General features: G+C 50.7%; 21 protein-coding genes. 4 read left to right on the plus strand and 17 right to left on the minus strand.

Annotation, left to right across the window (positions count from 1 at the left end; translation table 11 throughout):
* Positions 1 to 64: 64 nt before the first annotated feature.
* From rimO to rluD, 6 genes are all read right to left on the minus strand, one after another.
* Complete coding sequence (gene rimO / locus ACIDE9_RS07555) at positions 65 to 1,399, minus strand: 30S ribosomal protein S12 methylthiotransferase RimO (RefSeq protein ID WP_194753474.1); 1,335 nt, start codon at positions 1,397 to 1,399, stop codon at positions 65 to 67.
* A gap of 12 nt (positions 1,400 to 1,411) precedes the next feature.
* Positions 1,412 to 2,329, minus strand: coding sequence for a ZIP family metal transporter (locus ACIDE9_RS07560; RefSeq protein WP_411993911.1), 918 nt, complete (start codon positions 2,327 to 2,329; stop codon positions 1,412 to 1,414).
* A 110-nt stretch (positions 2,330 to 2,439) separates the two neighbouring features.
* On the minus strand, positions 2,440 to 2,865 hold the full coding sequence (locus tag ACIDE9_RS07565) for a hypothetical protein (protein ID WP_411993913.1): 426 nt from the start codon (positions 2,863 to 2,865) through the stop codon (positions 2,440 to 2,442).
* Positions 2,866 to 2,876: 11 nt separating this feature from the next.
* Entirely contained in the window at positions 2,877 to 3,524 is a 648-nt protein-coding gene (locus ACIDE9_RS07570; RefSeq protein WP_411993914.1) for an HAD family hydrolase, read from the minus strand.
* 52 nt (positions 3,525 to 3,576) lie between these two features.
* A complete protein-coding gene (gene pgeF / locus ACIDE9_RS07575) occupies positions 3,577 to 4,305 on the minus strand; it encodes a peptidoglycan editing factor PgeF (protein WP_411993915.1) in 729 nt (242 codons plus the stop codon).
* Complete coding sequence (rluD, locus tag ACIDE9_RS07580) at positions 4,305 to 5,414, minus strand: 23S rRNA pseudouridine(1911/1915/1917) synthase RluD (RefSeq protein WP_411993917.1); 1,110 nt, start codon at positions 5,412 to 5,414, stop codon at positions 4,305 to 4,307. Before rluD ends, pgeF begins: the two co-directional genes overlap by 1 nt.
* Before the next feature lie 47 nt (positions 5,415 to 5,461).
* On the opposite strand from rluD, the gene ACIDE9_RS07585 reads away from it, so the two are divergent.
* Positions 5,462 to 6,295, plus strand: coding sequence for an outer membrane protein assembly factor BamD (locus tag ACIDE9_RS07585; RefSeq protein WP_194741836.1), 834 nt, complete (start codon positions 5,462 to 5,464; stop codon positions 6,293 to 6,295).
* A gap of 41 nt (positions 6,296 to 6,336) precedes the next feature.
* Here the strand turns inward: ACIDE9_RS07585 and ACIDE9_RS07590 are convergent, their stop codons facing one another.
* The gene (locus tag ACIDE9_RS07590; protein WP_411993919.1) at positions 6,337 to 6,747 is read right to left on the minus strand and encodes a hypothetical protein; all 411 of its coding nucleotides are present in this window, start codon (positions 6,745 to 6,747) and stop codon (positions 6,337 to 6,339) included.
* A 115-nt stretch (positions 6,748 to 6,862) separates the two neighbouring features.
* Here ACIDE9_RS07590 and ACIDE9_RS07595 point away from each other — a divergent pair, with 115 nt between their 5' ends.
* The 3 genes from ACIDE9_RS07595 to ACIDE9_RS07605 all read left to right on the plus strand — a co-directional run bounded on the left by ACIDE9_RS07595 (position 6,863) and on the right by ACIDE9_RS07605 (position 10,923).
* The gene (locus ACIDE9_RS07595; RefSeq protein WP_411993921.1) at positions 6,863 to 7,375 is read left to right on the plus strand and encodes a sigma-70 family RNA polymerase sigma factor; all 513 of its coding nucleotides are present in this window, start codon (positions 6,863 to 6,865) and stop codon (positions 7,373 to 7,375) included.
* Positions 7,376 to 7,393: 18 nt separating this feature from the next.
* Positions 7,394 to 8,422, plus strand: coding sequence for a FecR family protein (locus ACIDE9_RS07600; protein WP_411993922.1), 1,029 nt, complete (start codon positions 7,394 to 7,396; stop codon positions 8,420 to 8,422).
* Between the two features lie 77 nt (positions 8,423 to 8,499).
* Positions 8,500 to 10,923 carry a TonB-dependent siderophore receptor gene (locus tag ACIDE9_RS07605; RefSeq protein ID WP_411993924.1) on the plus strand — a complete coding sequence of 808 codons (2,424 nt, stop codon included), beginning with the start codon at positions 8,500 to 8,502 and terminating at the stop codon, positions 10,921 to 10,923.
* A 34-nt stretch (positions 10,924 to 10,957) separates the two neighbouring features.
* Here the strand turns inward: ACIDE9_RS07605 and ACIDE9_RS07610 are convergent, their stop codons facing one another.
* The 10 genes from ACIDE9_RS07610 to ACIDE9_RS07655 form a co-directional block, all read right to left on the minus strand.
* On the minus strand, positions 10,958 to 11,260 hold the full coding sequence (locus ACIDE9_RS07610) for an MliC family protein (protein WP_411993926.1): 303 nt from the start codon (positions 11,258 to 11,260) through the stop codon (positions 10,958 to 10,960).
* A gap of 8 nt (positions 11,261 to 11,268) precedes the next feature.
* Positions 11,269 to 11,601 (minus strand): YnfA family protein, encoded by a 333-nt coding sequence (locus ACIDE9_RS07615; protein WP_411994048.1) that lies wholly within the window; start codon positions 11,599 to 11,601, stop codon positions 11,269 to 11,271.
* 64 nt (positions 11,602 to 11,665) lie between these two features.
* Positions 11,666 to 12,076 carry a hypothetical protein gene (locus ACIDE9_RS07620; protein WP_411993928.1) on the minus strand — a complete coding sequence of 137 codons (411 nt, stop codon included), beginning with the start codon at positions 12,074 to 12,076 and terminating at the stop codon, positions 11,666 to 11,668.
* A gap of 4 nt (positions 12,077 to 12,080) precedes the next feature.
* On the minus strand, positions 12,081 to 12,386 hold the full coding sequence (locus ACIDE9_RS07625) for a hypothetical protein (protein WP_411993929.1): 306 nt from the start codon (positions 12,384 to 12,386) through the stop codon (positions 12,081 to 12,083).
* Between the two features lie 110 nt (positions 12,387 to 12,496).
* The gene (locus tag ACIDE9_RS07630; protein ID WP_411993931.1) at positions 12,497 to 13,696 is read right to left on the minus strand and encodes a PQQ-dependent sugar dehydrogenase; all 1,200 of its coding nucleotides are present in this window, start codon (positions 13,694 to 13,696) and stop codon (positions 12,497 to 12,499) included.
* Positions 13,697 to 13,880: 184 nt separating this feature from the next.
* Positions 13,881 to 14,108, minus strand: coding sequence for a hypothetical protein (locus ACIDE9_RS07635; protein WP_411993933.1), 228 nt, complete (start codon positions 14,106 to 14,108; stop codon positions 13,881 to 13,883).
* Positions 14,109 to 14,179: 71 nt separating this feature from the next.
* On the minus strand, positions 14,180 to 14,797 hold the full coding sequence (locus ACIDE9_RS07640; RefSeq protein ID WP_411993934.1) for a hypothetical protein: 618 nt from the start codon (positions 14,795 to 14,797) through the stop codon (positions 14,180 to 14,182).
* A gap of 167 nt (positions 14,798 to 14,964) precedes the next feature.
* A complete protein-coding gene (locus ACIDE9_RS07645; RefSeq protein WP_411993936.1) occupies positions 14,965 to 15,393 on the minus strand; it encodes an EamA family transporter in 429 nt (142 codons plus the stop codon).
* Between the two features lie 125 nt (positions 15,394 to 15,518).
* Positions 15,519 to 16,208, minus strand: a complete 690-nt coding sequence (aqpZ, locus tag ACIDE9_RS07650; RefSeq protein ID WP_411993937.1) for an aquaporin Z — start codon at positions 16,206 to 16,208, stop codon at positions 15,519 to 15,521.
* A gap of 242 nt (positions 16,209 to 16,450) precedes the next feature.
* Positions 16,451 to 16,822 (minus strand): VOC family protein, encoded by a 372-nt coding sequence (locus tag ACIDE9_RS07655; RefSeq protein WP_411993938.1) that lies wholly within the window; start codon positions 16,820 to 16,822, stop codon positions 16,451 to 16,453.
* Positions 16,823 to 16,885 lie beyond the last annotated feature (63 nt).

The following is a 16,885-nucleotide window of genomic DNA, read 5'->3' on the forward strand; positions in this document are numbered from 1 at the left end:
ATAAAAAATGCCGCAATAGCGGCATTTTTTACGACTGAGTCCAGCGGACAACATCCTGACTTGGCTAAGCCTCTGGCGGCGCACCAATCAAGTCGTGACCTTGCGAGTCCACAATCTGCACATCGACAAAGTCGCCCGGATTCAATCCATCGGCATCCTGCAAGTAAACAATACCATCAATTTCTGGCGCATCGCTTTTCGTCCGGGCGATCGCAATGACATTGCCTTCGTCGTCTTCAGTCAGCTCATCCACCAGCACGGTTTGCAGGCTACCAATCTTGGCGGCCACCTTGGCTGCACTGATACGCTCCTGCACTTCCATAAAGCGGCTTAAACGCTCCTGCTTGATTTCTTCAGCCACTTGGTCTGGCAAAGCATTGGCGACAGCACCATCGACGGCAGAGTAGGCAAAACAACCTACGCGGTCGAGTTGTGCTTCTTCCATAAAGTCGAGCAGCATTTTAAAGTCATCTTCAGTTTCTCCTGGGAAGCCGACAATAAAGGTACTGCGGATCGCAATGTCAGGACAGATATCGCGCCAGGCCTTGATACGCGCCAGGTTGTTTTCGCTGCTGGCCGGGCGTTTCATGGATTTCAAAATGCGTGGGCTGGCATGCTGCAAAGGCACATCCAGATAAGGCAAAATGGCACCTTCCGCCATCAGGGGAATCACATCATCCACATGCGGGTATGGATACACATAATGCAAACGTACCCACACACCCAGTTCACCCAGTGATTTACTGAGTTCAGTCATATGGGTTCTGACCGGACGGCCGTTCCAGAAGCCTTTACGGAACTTCATATCCACGCCATACGCTGACGTATCTTGTGAAATCACCAAGATTTCGGACACACCAGCATTGACCAGGCTTTCAGCTTCATTGAGCACATCGCCAATCGGGCGGCTGACCAGGTCACCACGCATGCTAGGGATAATGCAGAAGCTGCAACGGTGGTTACAGCCTTCAGAGATCTTGAGGTAAGCATAGTGCTTGGGCGTCAGGCGAATCCCTTGTGGCGGCACCAGATCGGTATACGGGTCATGTGGCTTAGGCAAATGCGTATGCACATGGCCCATCACCTCTTCCAGCGCATGTGGACCGGTCACGGCCAATACGCTAGGGTGCGCACCGGTAACCACGTCTTTTTTCGCCCCCAGGCAACCCGTCACAATCACTTTGCCATTTTTATTAAGCGCTTCACCAATCGCATCCAGTGATTCCTGCACAGCAGAATCAATAAAGCCACAAGTGTTGACCACGACCAGGTCAGACTGCTCATAGCTATTACTGATTTCATAGCCCTCAGCACGCAGCTGGGTCAAAATGCGCTCGGAATCAGACCCGGCTTTTGGGCAACCCAAGGAAACAAACCCGACTTTAGGCGAACTTTGCATAATGATTCTCTCTTAACCTTCTACCAACCATTTGGTGACAGCGACCGACGCCACACCCAACACAATTAATAATATCTGACTCAGGGTGTCGCGCAACGCGGTGCGTTTATGCAAACCCGGAATCAAATCAGCCACAGCCACGTAGAGCATGCTCGCCGCTGCCAGGCTTAAAATATACGGTACCCACTGCTCAACCAGGTTCAAAGCCAGATAGGCAATCAGCCCACCCGCTAGCGTCGCCAGGCTAGAAGCGATATTAAACAGGAATGCTTTTTTCTTGCTGTAGCCAGAGTGCAGCAAAATCAGGAAGTCGCCTACCTCTTGTGGAATCTCATGCGCAATAATCGCCAATGCCGTCACCAACCCGACTTGCATATCCACCATAAAGGCTGCACAAATCAGGATGCCATCGACAAAATTATGGAAAGTATCGCCGACCATAATCATCAAGCCACTACGGCCACCATCGTGCGCATGACCATGATGATGCCCAACCACCTGCGCTGGCGCAGCCTGAGGCAATTTGAATTTGATCGCGCCTTGCGGCTTTTTGCTGGCCTGCTGCTCTGGATGCAACTCGGGACAATGCGCCTCATCATGCATGGCATGCATTTCACAGTGCTCACCGTGGCAATGGCGCCATAGCACCAGTTTTTCCAGGGTAAAAAATAGCAACACGCCGAACAGCATGGTGGCGGTCATAGCTTCTATATTAGGGCTGGTTTCAATTGCATGCGGCAAGATTTCGAGAAACACCGCAGCCAACAAGGCACCAATGGCATAACTTACCAACAAAGGCACCCAATGCTTCTTGGCATTGAGCGCAAATATAGCTGCGACACAGACGCTTAAGACACCGCCTAGCAAACAAGCCAGCACCATGCCGGTGAGCGGTGAAATCGTTGAAAATAATGAAGACAAATGAGCCATGCCGTGTTTATTGCGGGAAGCCGCGCATTATACGTGAGTTATCAAAAAAACAAAGCATAAACAAACAGTTATGCTTTATCAGTCGCCAGGGACTATCAGGCTATTAAGCTTTAAATAAACTGCGCCACAATATAGCCAATGACAATGCCGATCAACAAAGCCATGGTCAGCCCACGATACGTCAGCACGTCACGGGAATAACCGCGGCGAATGGCGATATAGGACACCAGGTAGCCCATGGCATTAAGCAACCAGATAAAACCGAAACTGAGCACTTTAACGATAATGGGGCCAATGAGTGGCACCAGGCCAATAATGCCTACCAGCCAGACAAATAGCCCTGTCACCAAACCAACCAGCACGGCCACACCCGCTAATACGCGGGCATCCCAATCCAGATACATGCCACCAGCGATTAATGCCGTCAAGCCTACTACCAGCAAGATATTCGGCCAGACGCGCTGACCGCTCAACAAAGGGTCGACACCCGTATTAAAGCTTGCCGGATGGCGTCGAACACGTAATCGTTTGAGCATAGTAGAAGCGTCTATAAAGTTGAGATTAAACCAGCAAGGTCCTGCACCTTGGCACAGCTATGCCAATGTGGTTTGCGCATGGCGACATCCCCCGCATAACCCCAACTCACCAGCGAAAAATCCATCTGGTTGGCATCGGCCGACACCCCATCTTCCAGGCGATCACCAATATACAAACACTCTGCTAGCGCCAGGCCGTTCTCAGCCACCACCCGCCCTATCATCTCGGCTTTGGATTTAAGTGGTGGATTAAAATAATCCAACGCATACACGCCCATGAAAAATGCCTGCCAGCCCAAATGCGCCATGATTCTTTCAGTCGGGTAAAAGCGCTTATTGGTCGCAATATATAACTGGTAGCCCTGTGCTTGCAGTTGCTGCAACATGGCAGGCACACCTTCAAACACCACAGACTCCAGGCAACCCGTCGTGTCGTAATGCTGTTTGAATGCCGCGGCCAGTGTGTTTAATAAGGTAGTATCCTCGCTACCTGAAAGCCGCTTCAGCGTTTCCATCAGCGGCGGTCCGATCACATCATGCGTCAACGGTGCTGCCAAAGGCGTATTGGTGGTGCTAAACGCCAGGCCAAAACAATGTAGGATGCTTGGCGCAGAATCAATCAATGTGCCGTCCAAATCAAAAATTAAATGCTGTTTCATAAACAATCGTTTTTATTAATATTGTTGTGAGCTCAACTCAGCCGCGCCTTATTTATGCCAGCCAGATAAAACACCCCATACGGCCGGTATCGCCATCGCGCCTGAAGCTGAAAAAGTTCTCATGCTCACTGAATGTGCAACGCCCGCCGCCATATATCTGCGTGACGCCTAATGTTTGCAAACGCTGCCTGGCAATGGTGTATAAATCGCCCAGCCACTTATCGCCTTTTGCTGCAAACGCAGACTCGGCCTGGGCATCCTGCGCCATAAATTGCGCCCTCACCTCACTGCCCACTTCAAATACCTCCGGGCCAATAGCAGGCCCCAGCCAAGCCATCAGTTGATTAGCCTGCACAGGCATGGCGTTGACAGTCGCTTCAATCACGCCATCGCACAAGCTACGCCAACCGGCATGAATGGCCGCGACAGTCGTTCCGGCCTGGTCACACAGCAGCACGGGCAGGCAATCTGCAGTCATGGTGACACACACCACTTGTTTACGGCTGGTGAAGCTGGCATCCGCACTTTCCAGGCAAGAGGACAAAGCGGCATCAATCACACGCACACCATGCACCTGGTTCAACCATACCGGCTCACTGGGTAGATAAGTACTCAGCAATTGCCGATTAGCAGCGACGTGCTCTGGATGGTCTTTGACATGATCACCTAAATTCAAGCTGGCATATACGCCCGTACTCACGCCACCATCACGCGTGGTTTGCAGGGCTTTCACATTGGTTGGTGCAGGCCAGTCAGGCGTAATGAATGCTAAGCCAGTCATCACTCGTCCTCATCGCCCCAGTCTTCGTCCAGATCGTCCTCGGACTCATCAAAGTCGTCGTCGCCCCAATCTTCGTCATCGTCACCGATAAACAGGCCGTTTTCATCGACATTGAAGTCTGGGGGCGGCAGTTCTTCCACAGGCTTGACCACGCGCATGGCTTCAAGCAGCTCACGCATATCGTCGGCCAAGTCAATCTGCCACTCCATAGGCTCATTGGTCACCGGGTGGATCAAGCCCAATTTAATAGCGTGCAGCGCCTGGCGTTTAAAGTTGCCGATTACTTCTCGCAGTTCCGGTGTCATCATCTTGTGCGGGATAATATTGCCGATGCCATACATTGGGTCACCCACCATAGGTGCTTTTAAATGCTGCAAATGCACGCGGATCTGGTGTGTACGGCCAGTTTCGAGGTTACAGCGCAAATAAGTGTTAGTACCAAAGCGCTCGAGAATTTCGTAATGCGTGATGGCCGGACGGCCACGACGAATCACCGCCATTTTGGTACGATGATGCGGGTGACGGCCGACGGGTTGATCGACCTTGCCGTTACGCCACAACTGGCCCCAGACAATTGCACGGTACTCACGTTTAACCGTACGCGCCTGCAACTGGCGCACCAGACTGGTTTGAGCCTCCAGCGTTTTGGCTACCACCAGCAAGCCGCTGGTATCTTTATCCAGCCGGTGCACAATACCTGCCCGCGGCACTTCTTTGAGTGACGGCCAGTGAAACAGCAAGGCGTTGAGCAGCGTGCCGCTCCAGTTACCGGCAGCCGGATGCACTACCAGCCCGGCAGGCTTGTTAATAATAATCAGGGCATCGTCTTCATAGACAACATCCAAGTCAATGTCTTCAGGCTCAAATGCGTTTTCCTGCGCGTTTTTAGGTGGCGTGATGTCCAGTTTTTCACCGCCCCAGACTTTGGTTTTAGCCGTTGGCGCCTTGCCATCCAGCAAGACCAGCCCTTCTTTGATCCAAGCCTGTAATCGGCTACGGGAATGATCCGGCAACATTTGCTGCAAAGCCAGATCGAGACGCTGCCCGCCAAGATTGCCAGGAACGACCAGATGTAAGGAGGCGCTTTCTTTCATATTTTCAAACGGCATCAGTTATAATGCCCTGAGTTTCCTTTGATAAAACAACATTAAACAACATGCTTCGCATTTTACCGCTTAACACCCTGTTCACGCGTGCTTTTATTTTAATCACCGCGCTGGCTTTGAGTGCTTGTGCCATTTTCGGCAACCCGAATCCACCGGATGAGACCAAAGGCTGGGCAGAACAACGCCTTTACGCTGCTGGTCAGGAAAAGATGGCCGACAAAAACTACGACAAGGCGATTGAGTATTTCCAGAAGCTTGAAGCGCGTTATCCGCATGGTGCTTATGCCACGCAGGCGCAGTTGGAAGTGGCTTATGCCTACTATAAAAAAACCGAACCGGTGTTGTGTTTATCTGCCGTTGACCGTTTTATCAAGCTGCATCCTAACCACCCCAACCTCGATTACGCCTACTACCTCAAAGGCCTGGCGACATTTAACGAGCGTGGCATTATGGAGAAATACACCAAACAGGAAATCAACGACCGCGACCCGAAGACCTTGCGCGTGTCATTTAACGCATTCAAAGAGTTAGTTGAGCGTTTTCCTACCAGCCGTTATGCCAAAGACTCGACCCAACGCATGGTGTACCTGGTCAATACGCTGGCCATGCACGAAATGCACGTTGCGCGTTACTACATGCAACGTAAAGCCTATGTCGCAGCCCTTAACCGTACCAGATACGTGTTGGAAACTTACCCGAACTCCAGTTCTGTTGAGGATGCATTAGTCACGATGATCAGCGCCTACGACGCCATGGATATGGCTGACCTGAAAGCCGATACATTGCGCATCCTGAAAACCAACTACCCTGAAAATCCAATGATTACCGGCAAGATCAATGAAGATGAAAAGGTCTGGTGGAAGTTCTGGGAAAGCCTGTACTAAGCCTAGCATTCCAACAAAAACGCCAGCATCGCTGGCGTTTTTTATTGCCTCTGTTGGTGAGCTTCACACGCCTTCACTGGCTGCGCCTCAGCGGCAAACGCCTCTCGCTCAAACGGATTGTCATAATACGCATGTCGTCCACACAATAACTGCCACAACCCTGCCAGCAAATAAGCGGGGATAAACAGGATTCCCCAGCGTTCAGCCTGCTTCACATGCACATGCTCGTGCGTACGCAGTTGATCCAGGACACCAGGCGAACAGCCGATAATCACATGCCCCAGGGCCAGGGCGGCAAATCCCCCTGCATGTAACATGCGCTTTGCCAGCCAGCCACCATGCACCTCGACCACCCCATGGCGTATGCGTGCCTTAGCCCCCAATGCTATCCAGAGCAAAGCGGCTGCCAAGCCGATCAAGGTCGTTGGCAGTGTCCACAAAAAAACGAGCATGCGTATCATCACAAGTTGCCATCATACAGGCTAGCTGCAACCTACACTTGGTTGACAGCCGCATTCACCATGCATATCATATGAGAATAATTATCATTACATAAAATGACCTCTCATGTCCGCAGCGGATGCACCTCCCCAACAAGAACTACGTACGTTTTATCATACGCACCACGCCTGGCTGGTCAACTGGTTAAAACGACGCCTGGGTTGCATCCATCATGCGAATGACCTGGCCCATGATACTTTCCTGAAGCTCGTTGCCAAGCCCGCCACACTGACACATATCCAGGAGCCACGTGCCTTTTTAACAACCATGGCACATGGACTGATGGTGGATCAATTTCGTAAAAGCGCCTTAGAGCAAGCCTACCTGGATGCAATCAGACATTTACCAGCGTCGCTGGCGCCCTCTCCCGAAGAGCATCTTGCTATCCTTGAGATCTTGCTACAGATAGACCAATTATTCCGTGGATTAAAACCGAATGTACGCAACGCTTTCCTACTATCGAGACTAGAGGGACTGACTTATCCTGAAATTGCAGTGCGACTTGGAGTCTCCTTGCGTACGGTGGAAACTTACATGGCGGAGGCACTGCGCCATATATTGACCGTGCCACGCGCTTAAAACACCAGCAATTAAATCATGTCCATGTCCACACTCAACGTTCGCCCAATGACTGAACCTAACGCTATTCCTCCTGACATCATGGATGAGTTGATCGCCTGGTCAGTGAAGTTAAACTCAGGCACCGCCAGCGCTACTGATCAGCAACGCTTTCAGGCATGGCGGGATATTGACCCCATGCATGAGCGCGCCTGGCAAACACTGCATGCCATGGAACAGGATTTTATGGCTATTCCAGCGCACTCCAGACAGTTGGTAGCCAATACCATTGCGCTTGCCGATGCAAAAAACCGCACAGACAAGCAACGCAGGCCGAAACTCAAGGCACTAGCGATCTGTGCGGTCACGCTGCTTGGCAGCGCCTTACTGATCCAGCAAGTTTCGCCATGGCAAGCGCCGCTACACTACTCCACGCACATGGGTCAGCGCGCGGAATTTACACTGCCAGATGGTACACAACTTACACTTAACACCAACTCCAGTGTCGATGTGCGTTATTCGCTGTTGAAACGTGAAATTGTGCTCAATCATGGTGAAATCTACCTTATCACCGGACACGATACAGACGCATGGTTTGGACGTCGTCGTTTCTGGATCGATACGGCACAGGCGAAATTTGAAGCCATAGGCACCCGCTTTTCGGTTTACCAGCATGCAAACACCACTCAATTACATGTGGCCGAGGGCGTTGTGGCGATTCGTGTTGCCCAGCAGCCAGAAGTTCGCGCATATGCTAGCGACACCTACCGCATGCAAGGGGTTGCGGCTGCCCTGGTCAAAACAGGGACACAGCATTCTGACCCGATAGCCTGGGTAGAGGGTGTGGTTATCGCCAAACAAATGCGTCTGGAGAGCTTGATGTCCGAACTCGCGCGCTACCAGCCGCTGCCTCTCAGCTATGAAGACGATACCGGCAACCTGACCGTTTCTGGCGTATTCCAGCTCAATCGTGATGATCCAGCCGAGCATGCCTTACAAACGCTCAGCCACACTTTGCCTATTCGCATTACCCGGCAGCACGAGCAATTACTGATCAAGAAAAAATAATTCAAACACATCTGCGGGTTTTTGCCCAGTTGTTCGGCATAGGGTTATTTCTCTCACTTTCACAGAGGTTTAACGCAATGCCCGGGCAATCACATCAACACAAACAATCGCTGCGCAAGCATATTTCAACTGCATTCTATGCGGCCTTTATTGCCAGCGTGAGCGGTGGCTTCACGATCGTCTATTCCAACACAGCCTATGCCGAAGCGCAGCAGGTCTTTGACTTCAAATTACCGGCTGGCAAACTGGAAGATGCACTCAATGCCCTGGCAAAGCAATCAGCAATCAGTCTGACTTTTGATGCAAACCAGGTCAAAGGCAAAACAGTGCCTGCCATCAAACAACTGTTAACGCGTGAGCAAGCGTTGCAATTATTACTGAAAGATACCGCTTTAGAAGCCAAAGCCACGAATGGCGCCATCATTATCGTGCCAAGGCCAGTCGCTGCACACACCGACACCTTGCCCGAAGTCAGTGTCAACGCAAGCCGTTCACGCATCGCCAACCCCATCTCCCAGCCATTTGCAGGCGGCCAGGTTGCAAAAGCCAGCCGCATGGGCATTCTTGGCAATGTCGATATTTTTGAAACGCCGTTTAGCACACAAAGCTACACTGAAGAATTCGTGCTTGACCAACAAGCAAGACGCCTGGCTGATATTATTGCTGCAGACCCCTCTACCCGCAGCGCGATGGCAGAGTATGGTGACAGTGAAACCTACCATATTCGCGGCTTTCCCTTATTCACCAACCAGGTGGGCATTAATGGCTTATACGGCATGACCGACCTGCGCCGTATTGCGCCTGATTTTTATGAACGTGTTGATGTATTAAAAGGCCCGGCCTCCATGCTCAATGGCAGCAGCCCGTTTGGCGTGACGGGTGGCAATATCAACCTGGTCTCCAAGCGTGCGGGCGACACGCCGCTTAATCGCTTTACCGCCAGCTATATTTCAGACAGCCAGTTTGGCGGACATTTAGATTTGGGAAGACGGTTTGGCGAAGACAATGCCTGGGGCGTACGCCTGAATCTGCTGGCACGTGATGGCGATACCCCGATCAGCCGCCAGTCAGACCGCATGCATATCGGCTCTCTGGCCGTAGATTATCGCGGTGAAAAACTCACCGCCAGCTTTGACCTGGCAAGCCAGGATCGCTTAACCAGAGGCTATTCAGCCAACATCACTTACGGTTCTGGTTTTGCACTCCCACGTGCACCGCAAAATGATAAAAACTTTGTCAACGACTGGGAGTTTTTTAAAGGCGACTCACATTATTGGATGACAAAATTCGAATACGAATTCACACCCGCCTTCACCGCTTATATTAACTACGGGCAAGCCAAAGGCAATGAAGAATATTTTTATGCGGGCTCACAAGGACGCCGCATCATCAACAGTGCGGGCGACTTCACCGCACGTGTCGGTGGTTATCGAGGCTGGTATGAGGTTGACACCTACGAGGTCGGCTTGCGTGGCTTTAAGCAACTGGGCAGTGTCAGCAACAATTATGCGCTTGTCTACAACGACTTTAATCGTACCGCTGGCGGTGCCGTCGCACATGCCACGGCGCCATACACCGGCAATATCTATCAAAGTCCTAACCTGCCCAAACCTAACGTTAACTTTGGCGTGATTCCACAAAACGGCGACTTGCAATTAAACAGCATTGGCCTCATCAACACCTTTGGTTTTGTGCAAGACAATGTGTTGCTCACCTTGGGTGCGCGTCAGCAAACACTTTACAGCGGGATTTTTAACAACGGTGTGAAAAAAGACGCTTATGATGAAAGCAAAGTCACACCAACGAGCGCGCTGCTGGTTAAACTAGGCAATTACTCTTTATACGGTAATTACAGCGAGGGTTTATCTCAAGGCGCCATTGCACCCAGCACGGCATCCAACCCCAACGAACAGTTACCGCCATTTGTCGCCAAGCAACATGAGGTCGGCGTGAAATATAATGCCGGTACCTTTGGGGTCACTGCCGCCGTTTTTCAGATTACGCAACCCAATACATTTACCACTACGGCCGGCCGTCTGGTCGATGACGGCGAACAGCGCAACCGCGGCCTGGAACTGTCGACATTTGGTCAACCCTTGAGTGGACTACGCTTACTTGGCGGCGTCACTTTTATTGATGCAGAGCAAACAAAAACACAAGACGGCATCAACAATGGAAAAGATGCGATTGGCGTACCAAAAGTTAATGTGGTCATCAATGGCGAATATGATATTTATGCGCTCCCCGGTTTAACGCTGACAGGCCGAATTTCCAGCTTTAGCGAGGCACAAGCGAATAATGCCAATACACAAAGCATTCCAGGCTGGACGACCTTTGATGCCGGGGCACGTTATGTCACACATATCTCTGGCAACAAAGTCACCCTACGTGCCAATGTGATGAACCTGGCTGATAAAAACTACTGGAACTCGGTATCACGCAGTTTTATCACCATGGGCGCCCCACGCACCGCGCTACTTTCAGCAACGATAGACTTTTAATGCCACACAAAGGCCTGCCAGGCAGGCCTTTACATCATCTCGCCTGGCACTGGATGGGCAGCATGCGGCCGATTTCCACCGTCAATGCACTACCCTTACCACGGATGGTATTCGGCCCGTTGCTGTAGATAAATCCAGAGCCACTAGGCTGCTGCGGCAAGCTGATTTCACTTTGTGCACGCATCAGCACCGCGCTGGCAGGTTCGGCCACAAAGCGTACACGCAATACTTCGCCATTCTGGCAATCAAACACCACTGCCTCGGAGCTAACTATCGGCGCCTTGGCAGCACATCCCGCAAGTGCCGAGGCAACACATACACTGCGCAGAAAAACCATCGCCAAACTCATACTGGCCTCGGCGCAAACATGATAATGGCCATGCCCAACATGGCGACGGTCACCCCCAGCATATCCCAGCCGGAAGGTTTAATGCCATCCACCAGCCACAACCAGATAATCGCAACGCCGATATAGACACCGCCATAAGCCGCATAGACACGGCCAGCCGCCGTTGGATGCAAGGTTAGTAACCAGGCGAACAATGCCAGGCTGAGTGCCGCAGGCACTAATAGCCAGGCACTTTTACCTGCTCTCAACCATAGATAAGGTAGATAACAGCCAACGATCTCGGCCACAGCGGTCAATGCAAATAGAAATAGTGTTTTCAGCAAAAGAATTCATTTCCAGAAGATAGGCGAACATTTATTCGCCTGAATGGGGTATTTAACCTGCAATGCAGTGTTATGTACACTCTGCTGCATCGGGTATGGCTTTTGCGGCACGCCTGTATTGCAGCCAGTAAAGTAAGACACCTATTGCAAGATTAAACACTGCCTGCAATAAGGGCAAAAACAGAAAAATAAGCCCTTCCTGCGGGTCAGGATACATCAGCACAGTCTGGCCATATATCCAGGCGACGACCAGCACTTCAAACACGGCAAACCTTAACCATTGTTTCTGGATATCACAGCGGTGAAAGAAATACCTGCCAGCAAAAAGAATGACATAAGGCATCACCGTCCACAATGTGATGAGTAAGCCCGCGCGTTGACTTAAAAAACGCAAACTGCTGGCGGCAATAATCTCGAAGCACACCGCCAATATGGCGCCAGCCAAGGCCACCAGCGATAGTTTTTGCGTGGGTTTCATCATACTTTCAAGAAATTTGTAGCCATCGGTAGCTGCTGATCTTGCCTGGCGGCAAATCAAACGAGCGCGTACCAGACAGGGTAAACGACGCGCCAAAAGAAACGGAAGCAGGCGCATCCAACACGGCGGTTGGCCGGGTTTTATCGACCACGAGCACCTCCACCTCGCTCGGCTCGGACTGGTTGCCGGCGTCGTCTTCAACCACCAGGCGGAAGCGATGCCGCCCCGGTGGCAAAGGATTCGTCGCATCTACCGTGACTTCAATGCTGACCGTGTTGGTTCTGATTTCCTGCCCTGGGATAAATTTTGCCATGCCACCCTCTCCTTTGTCGCAAAAGACGTGTGAACTTACCTGTCTCACAATGTATGACAGATTGCATGCTCGGGCAAGGGACAGTTTTACCATCAGCGGCGCAAGCCGGATTACTCCTGTTCTGAAATCAGCAGTTGATTATGGTCGGTTTTGAGGTAAAACGTACCGTTCTGGTCGATCTGGATCGCACGTATGCGATAGCCACTCAAGACCGGCTCGGCATACACCAGCGATGTTCCCTCTTTGCGCACACGGTACAAGGTGGTATTGCCCATGCCAGCGACAAACAGATCGTTATCCCAGAAGTCATTACGGCCGGTAGAGGGATATTTCACCAACGGGCCTATGCCAATCGAAGGCACGAAGGTCATCGCCGGTTTTTCGTAACCTTCGTGGCTATTGAATTTGTTGCCGTAATAGCCGCTCATGCCGTCGCGCTCGTAGATGGTGCCATAACTGACAATCGGCCAGCCATAATTCTTACCGCGTTTAATCAGGTTAATTTCATCGCCACCACGCGGACCATGATCGGTGAGCCATAGCTCATTACTCTCACGGTCAAAATACAAGCCCCCAGACGGTGAACGGAAGCCGGAGGCATAGACTTCTGCATTCAAGCGTTGCAAATCAATGCGCACAACCTTGCCCAGAGAGGTTGTTTTGTCCTGCACGCGGTCAGGCTTGGAAAAATCCCCCAGGCTGAGGTACAGCGTACGCTCATTCTCCCCTAGCGCCAATTTGCCACCCACCTGGTGGCCTAAAATCGGCTCTTTAATGGCCGGACGGCTGATATAAATCTCGCGGTCAAAACTGACTTCACTATTCTCGATATCAACCTCAAACTCACTCACAGCCAGCCGCACGCCATTACTTGCCTCATCCCAGGCGGTATAAGCCACATACAGGGTTTTGCCCACCAGCAAAGAATCTTTCACGCCAGACAACTCCCGGCAATACACCAACTGCTTGCTGCTGCTTTCGTCAGCCGAGGTTTCGCCACCGGGGATAAACTTAGCCAAGGGTTTGCCTGGCTTCACCAACTCCATGCTGTCGTTCTGGCGCACGAAAAACACTTCGCCACACTTGCTGATAAACAGAAATAGTTTCTTATCCAGCCGCTCAAAAGGGCCGGACGGATACTGATCTTCAAAAGGTAATTTATATTCCTTGAGGGTTTGCGTACCAAACACCGAGCTGATTCTGGGTGGCTCAGGTGCTTTATTAGCTTCTTTGTCAGCCTCAGCCGCTTCGCTGCCAGATAGCAATAACCTGGGGACAACATCGTCACCGGCCAGCGCGGTAACTGGCATGACACAACTAAGACACAAGACAACAACACTGAATGCCCTAAGGGCAGAGGTCGCGATTGAACATCGCTGATTAGAATAATGCAAAACAAGACTCTCCGTTAGCTAGCTTCTTTTCGAGTCCCCCATCCCAAAAAAGTTTATACAACCTTAAAAAGTTGAATTTAAAACAATTAAAATCAATAATTTATTTATTTTTATTAATGTAATTTGTCACTAAAATTTTTAATAACAAAGCAGAAATCATCACGCCCCAGGCGGCTAATGTCAACTTGATAAACGCTGCAAAGGCATCCTGCTGGCAAACTCCTTGCAAGAAAGAAAATGTACCCTCACAGCCAAAAGCCACCACTGCAAACGCAAAACCTGGCCCTAGGTGCAAAATGCTCAATCCATAAATCAAACCACGTAACAACTCAGACTCCAAACATCCAACAATAAACTACCTTTAATGCAACCGAACGATTCAATCCCTGCCCGCAAGGCTTACTGCATGCCTTTAAATATCTGGTAACTACCGCCGGTGTAATTACCTTGAAATGAAGTGGCCCTCACGCCAGCAGCAACTTCCATTTCGAACGGCACGCGCTCATAAGCATAAAAGTAGCGCCCTTTTTGCACGCAACGATCACAAGGGCTATTGTCATAACTATACACGTCAACCTGCGCATCGCCGACCCCCTGGATGCGCTGTTGATGATAGCCGGCAAGAATGACTTTCTCTATCACCACGCCAGGCGTGGTTTTAATCTGCCAGGTGACGGCTTCATAAGACATCAGGCCTAAAATAACCGGCGTTGTCTCATCACTGATATTCACGGTAACTGTGCGCTGATCTCTGCCAGGGCTCAATAATATCCGACACGTATTCACTTTACCTGCTGACTCACTTATCACCTGGCATTGTGCCCACCATGGTCGCTTATCAGCCGCTTCCGGCAATTGCCCCTGGTAAACCCCTATCACGTGCAAAGCAGCACGCGAAGCTGATTGAGGCTTCACAACAGGCACTTGGGTAATCGTGCTAGGAACAGTACTGCAACAAGCAACTACCAGCATTGGCACAACTAGCAGATAGCCTAATAATCGACGCTGATTCGTCATTCTTACTCTTTCTGGTCTGCGAACACATATCACTTTCTTACTGCAAGTAAGCTCAGTGATGTCGAAAAAAAGCCCCTGTCGGGGCCACAAGGTTTGAAATAGCCAACCCTGTTTATAAATGAATCACCCAGCTTTGCAATAGCCAGTTTGAGCTATGCCAGATATCCTTAACGCTTGATCGCCAGCACCAGCACACCCACCGCTACCAGCGTTAAGCCCAGCCACTCACGCGCATTTAAGCGCTCGCCTAAAAACAGGCAGGCAAACACCGCAACCAGCACCAGGCTCAGCTTATCGACCGGCGCCACTTTGGAGGCCTCACCGAGCTGCAAAGCACGAAAGTAGCAAATCCACGAACCACCGGTCGCCAGGGCGGATAAGCCGAGAAAAATAAGTGAACGGCTGGGCAGTGCGAAGGGATTGCTCCACTTGCCTGCCAGCCAGACGAATGGAGCCAGCACCAGCGTAATGAGCACTGTGCGAATCAAGGTGGCAAAATCAGAATCTATGCCCTGAATGCCGATCTTGGCAAAAATGGCCGTCAATGCGGCAAAACAGGCAGACAGCAGTGCCCAGAACAACCATTGGCTCACCATAAATGCAACTCCCGAATTTTGTAAGAGACCAGTATATCAAGTGCGCTCATGACCTTTAAAGAGATGACGTTTGCATAGAAATAAAAAAAGACCGGCCGCAGCCAGTCTTTTTTTATTTAAGGCAATTATTTGTCGTCGTTACCGATAAAGCGGTAAATCACCGCACCTAACACTGCCCCCACAATAGGTGCCAGCCAGAACAGCCAGAGTTGCGAAATTGCCCAGCCATCGACAAACACCGCGACACCCGTGCTGCGCGCAGGGTTTACCGAGGTATTGGTGACCGGGATAGAAATCAGGTGGATCAAGGTTAAACACAAGCCAATCGCAATCGGCGCAAAGCCTTGTGGTGCACGCTTATCGGTGGCACCCATAATCACAATCAGGAACATCATGGTCATCACCACTTCGCTGACAAACGCTGCCTGCAGGCTGTAGCCTCCTGGTGAATGCGTATCATAGCCATTTGAGGCAAAACCCGCGCTCACATCGAAGCCCGCTTTACCGCTAGCAATCACATACAATACGCCACCGGCCACAATCGCGCCCAATACCTGCGAAACAATATACGGCAGCAATTCTTTGGCATGAAAACGGCCACCAGCCCACAGCCCGATAGACACGGCCGGGTTCAGGTGGCAACCAGAAATGTGGCCGATGGCAAAGGCCATGGTCAGCACAGTTAAACCAAACGCGAGGGATACCCCCAGCAAGCCAATACCGACATCCGGAAAAGCGGCGGCCAGCACCGCACTGCCACAGCCCCCTATCACCAACCAGAATGTACCGAAAAACTCTGCGACATATTTTTTCATTGCGCCCTCTCCTTTTTTAAATAGCCGATGGTTTGCTCAACGCGTCAAAGCACATCAAGTGCCCATTAACAGCACGTTGAACGCTCAATATAGCAAACTATCGCCGCTAGCAATGCGATATGTTAAAAAATATTAAACACCCTATTTAAATACAACAAGAGATGCATCACGCATGCTAAAAATTAAAAAGGCCGGCAATTGCCGACCTTTAAAAATCCCCTTAACCATCATATGGTTAATGATCAATCCACATTCTGCCCAATGCGCCACAACACCCCTGATGGATCAGCAATGCAAAAGTCACGCATGCCCCAGCTTTGTAGCTGAATTGGCCATACTTTGACGCCATAGGTCTGAATAATGCCGCTTTCTTGTATTTTGTTCCACCAGGCATCCACATCCTGCACCAGCAAATGCATCATAAAATTCTCGGCCAGGTTATCGGCACAAAAATCCTGCAACAAAAAGCTCACATGCGCATAATGAAAATAAGCCACACCACCGCCTTCTGACGCCATGGTAAAGCCCATATCTTTATAAAACTGCTTGGAAAGCTCAAAATTTTTGGAAGGAACAAAGGCTTTGATTTCTGTGACGGTGAGATTAGACATCATGTGGTTTCCCGAATCTTTTTGATGATTAGCTCGCTAGTGTAAACGAATTCTACTTTGAACAAA

Source organism: Methylophilus sp. 'Pure River' (assembly GCF_046765995.1).
In the GTDB taxonomy this organism is placed as follows: domain Bacteria; phylum Pseudomonadota; class Gammaproteobacteria; order Burkholderiales; family Methylophilaceae; genus Methylophilus.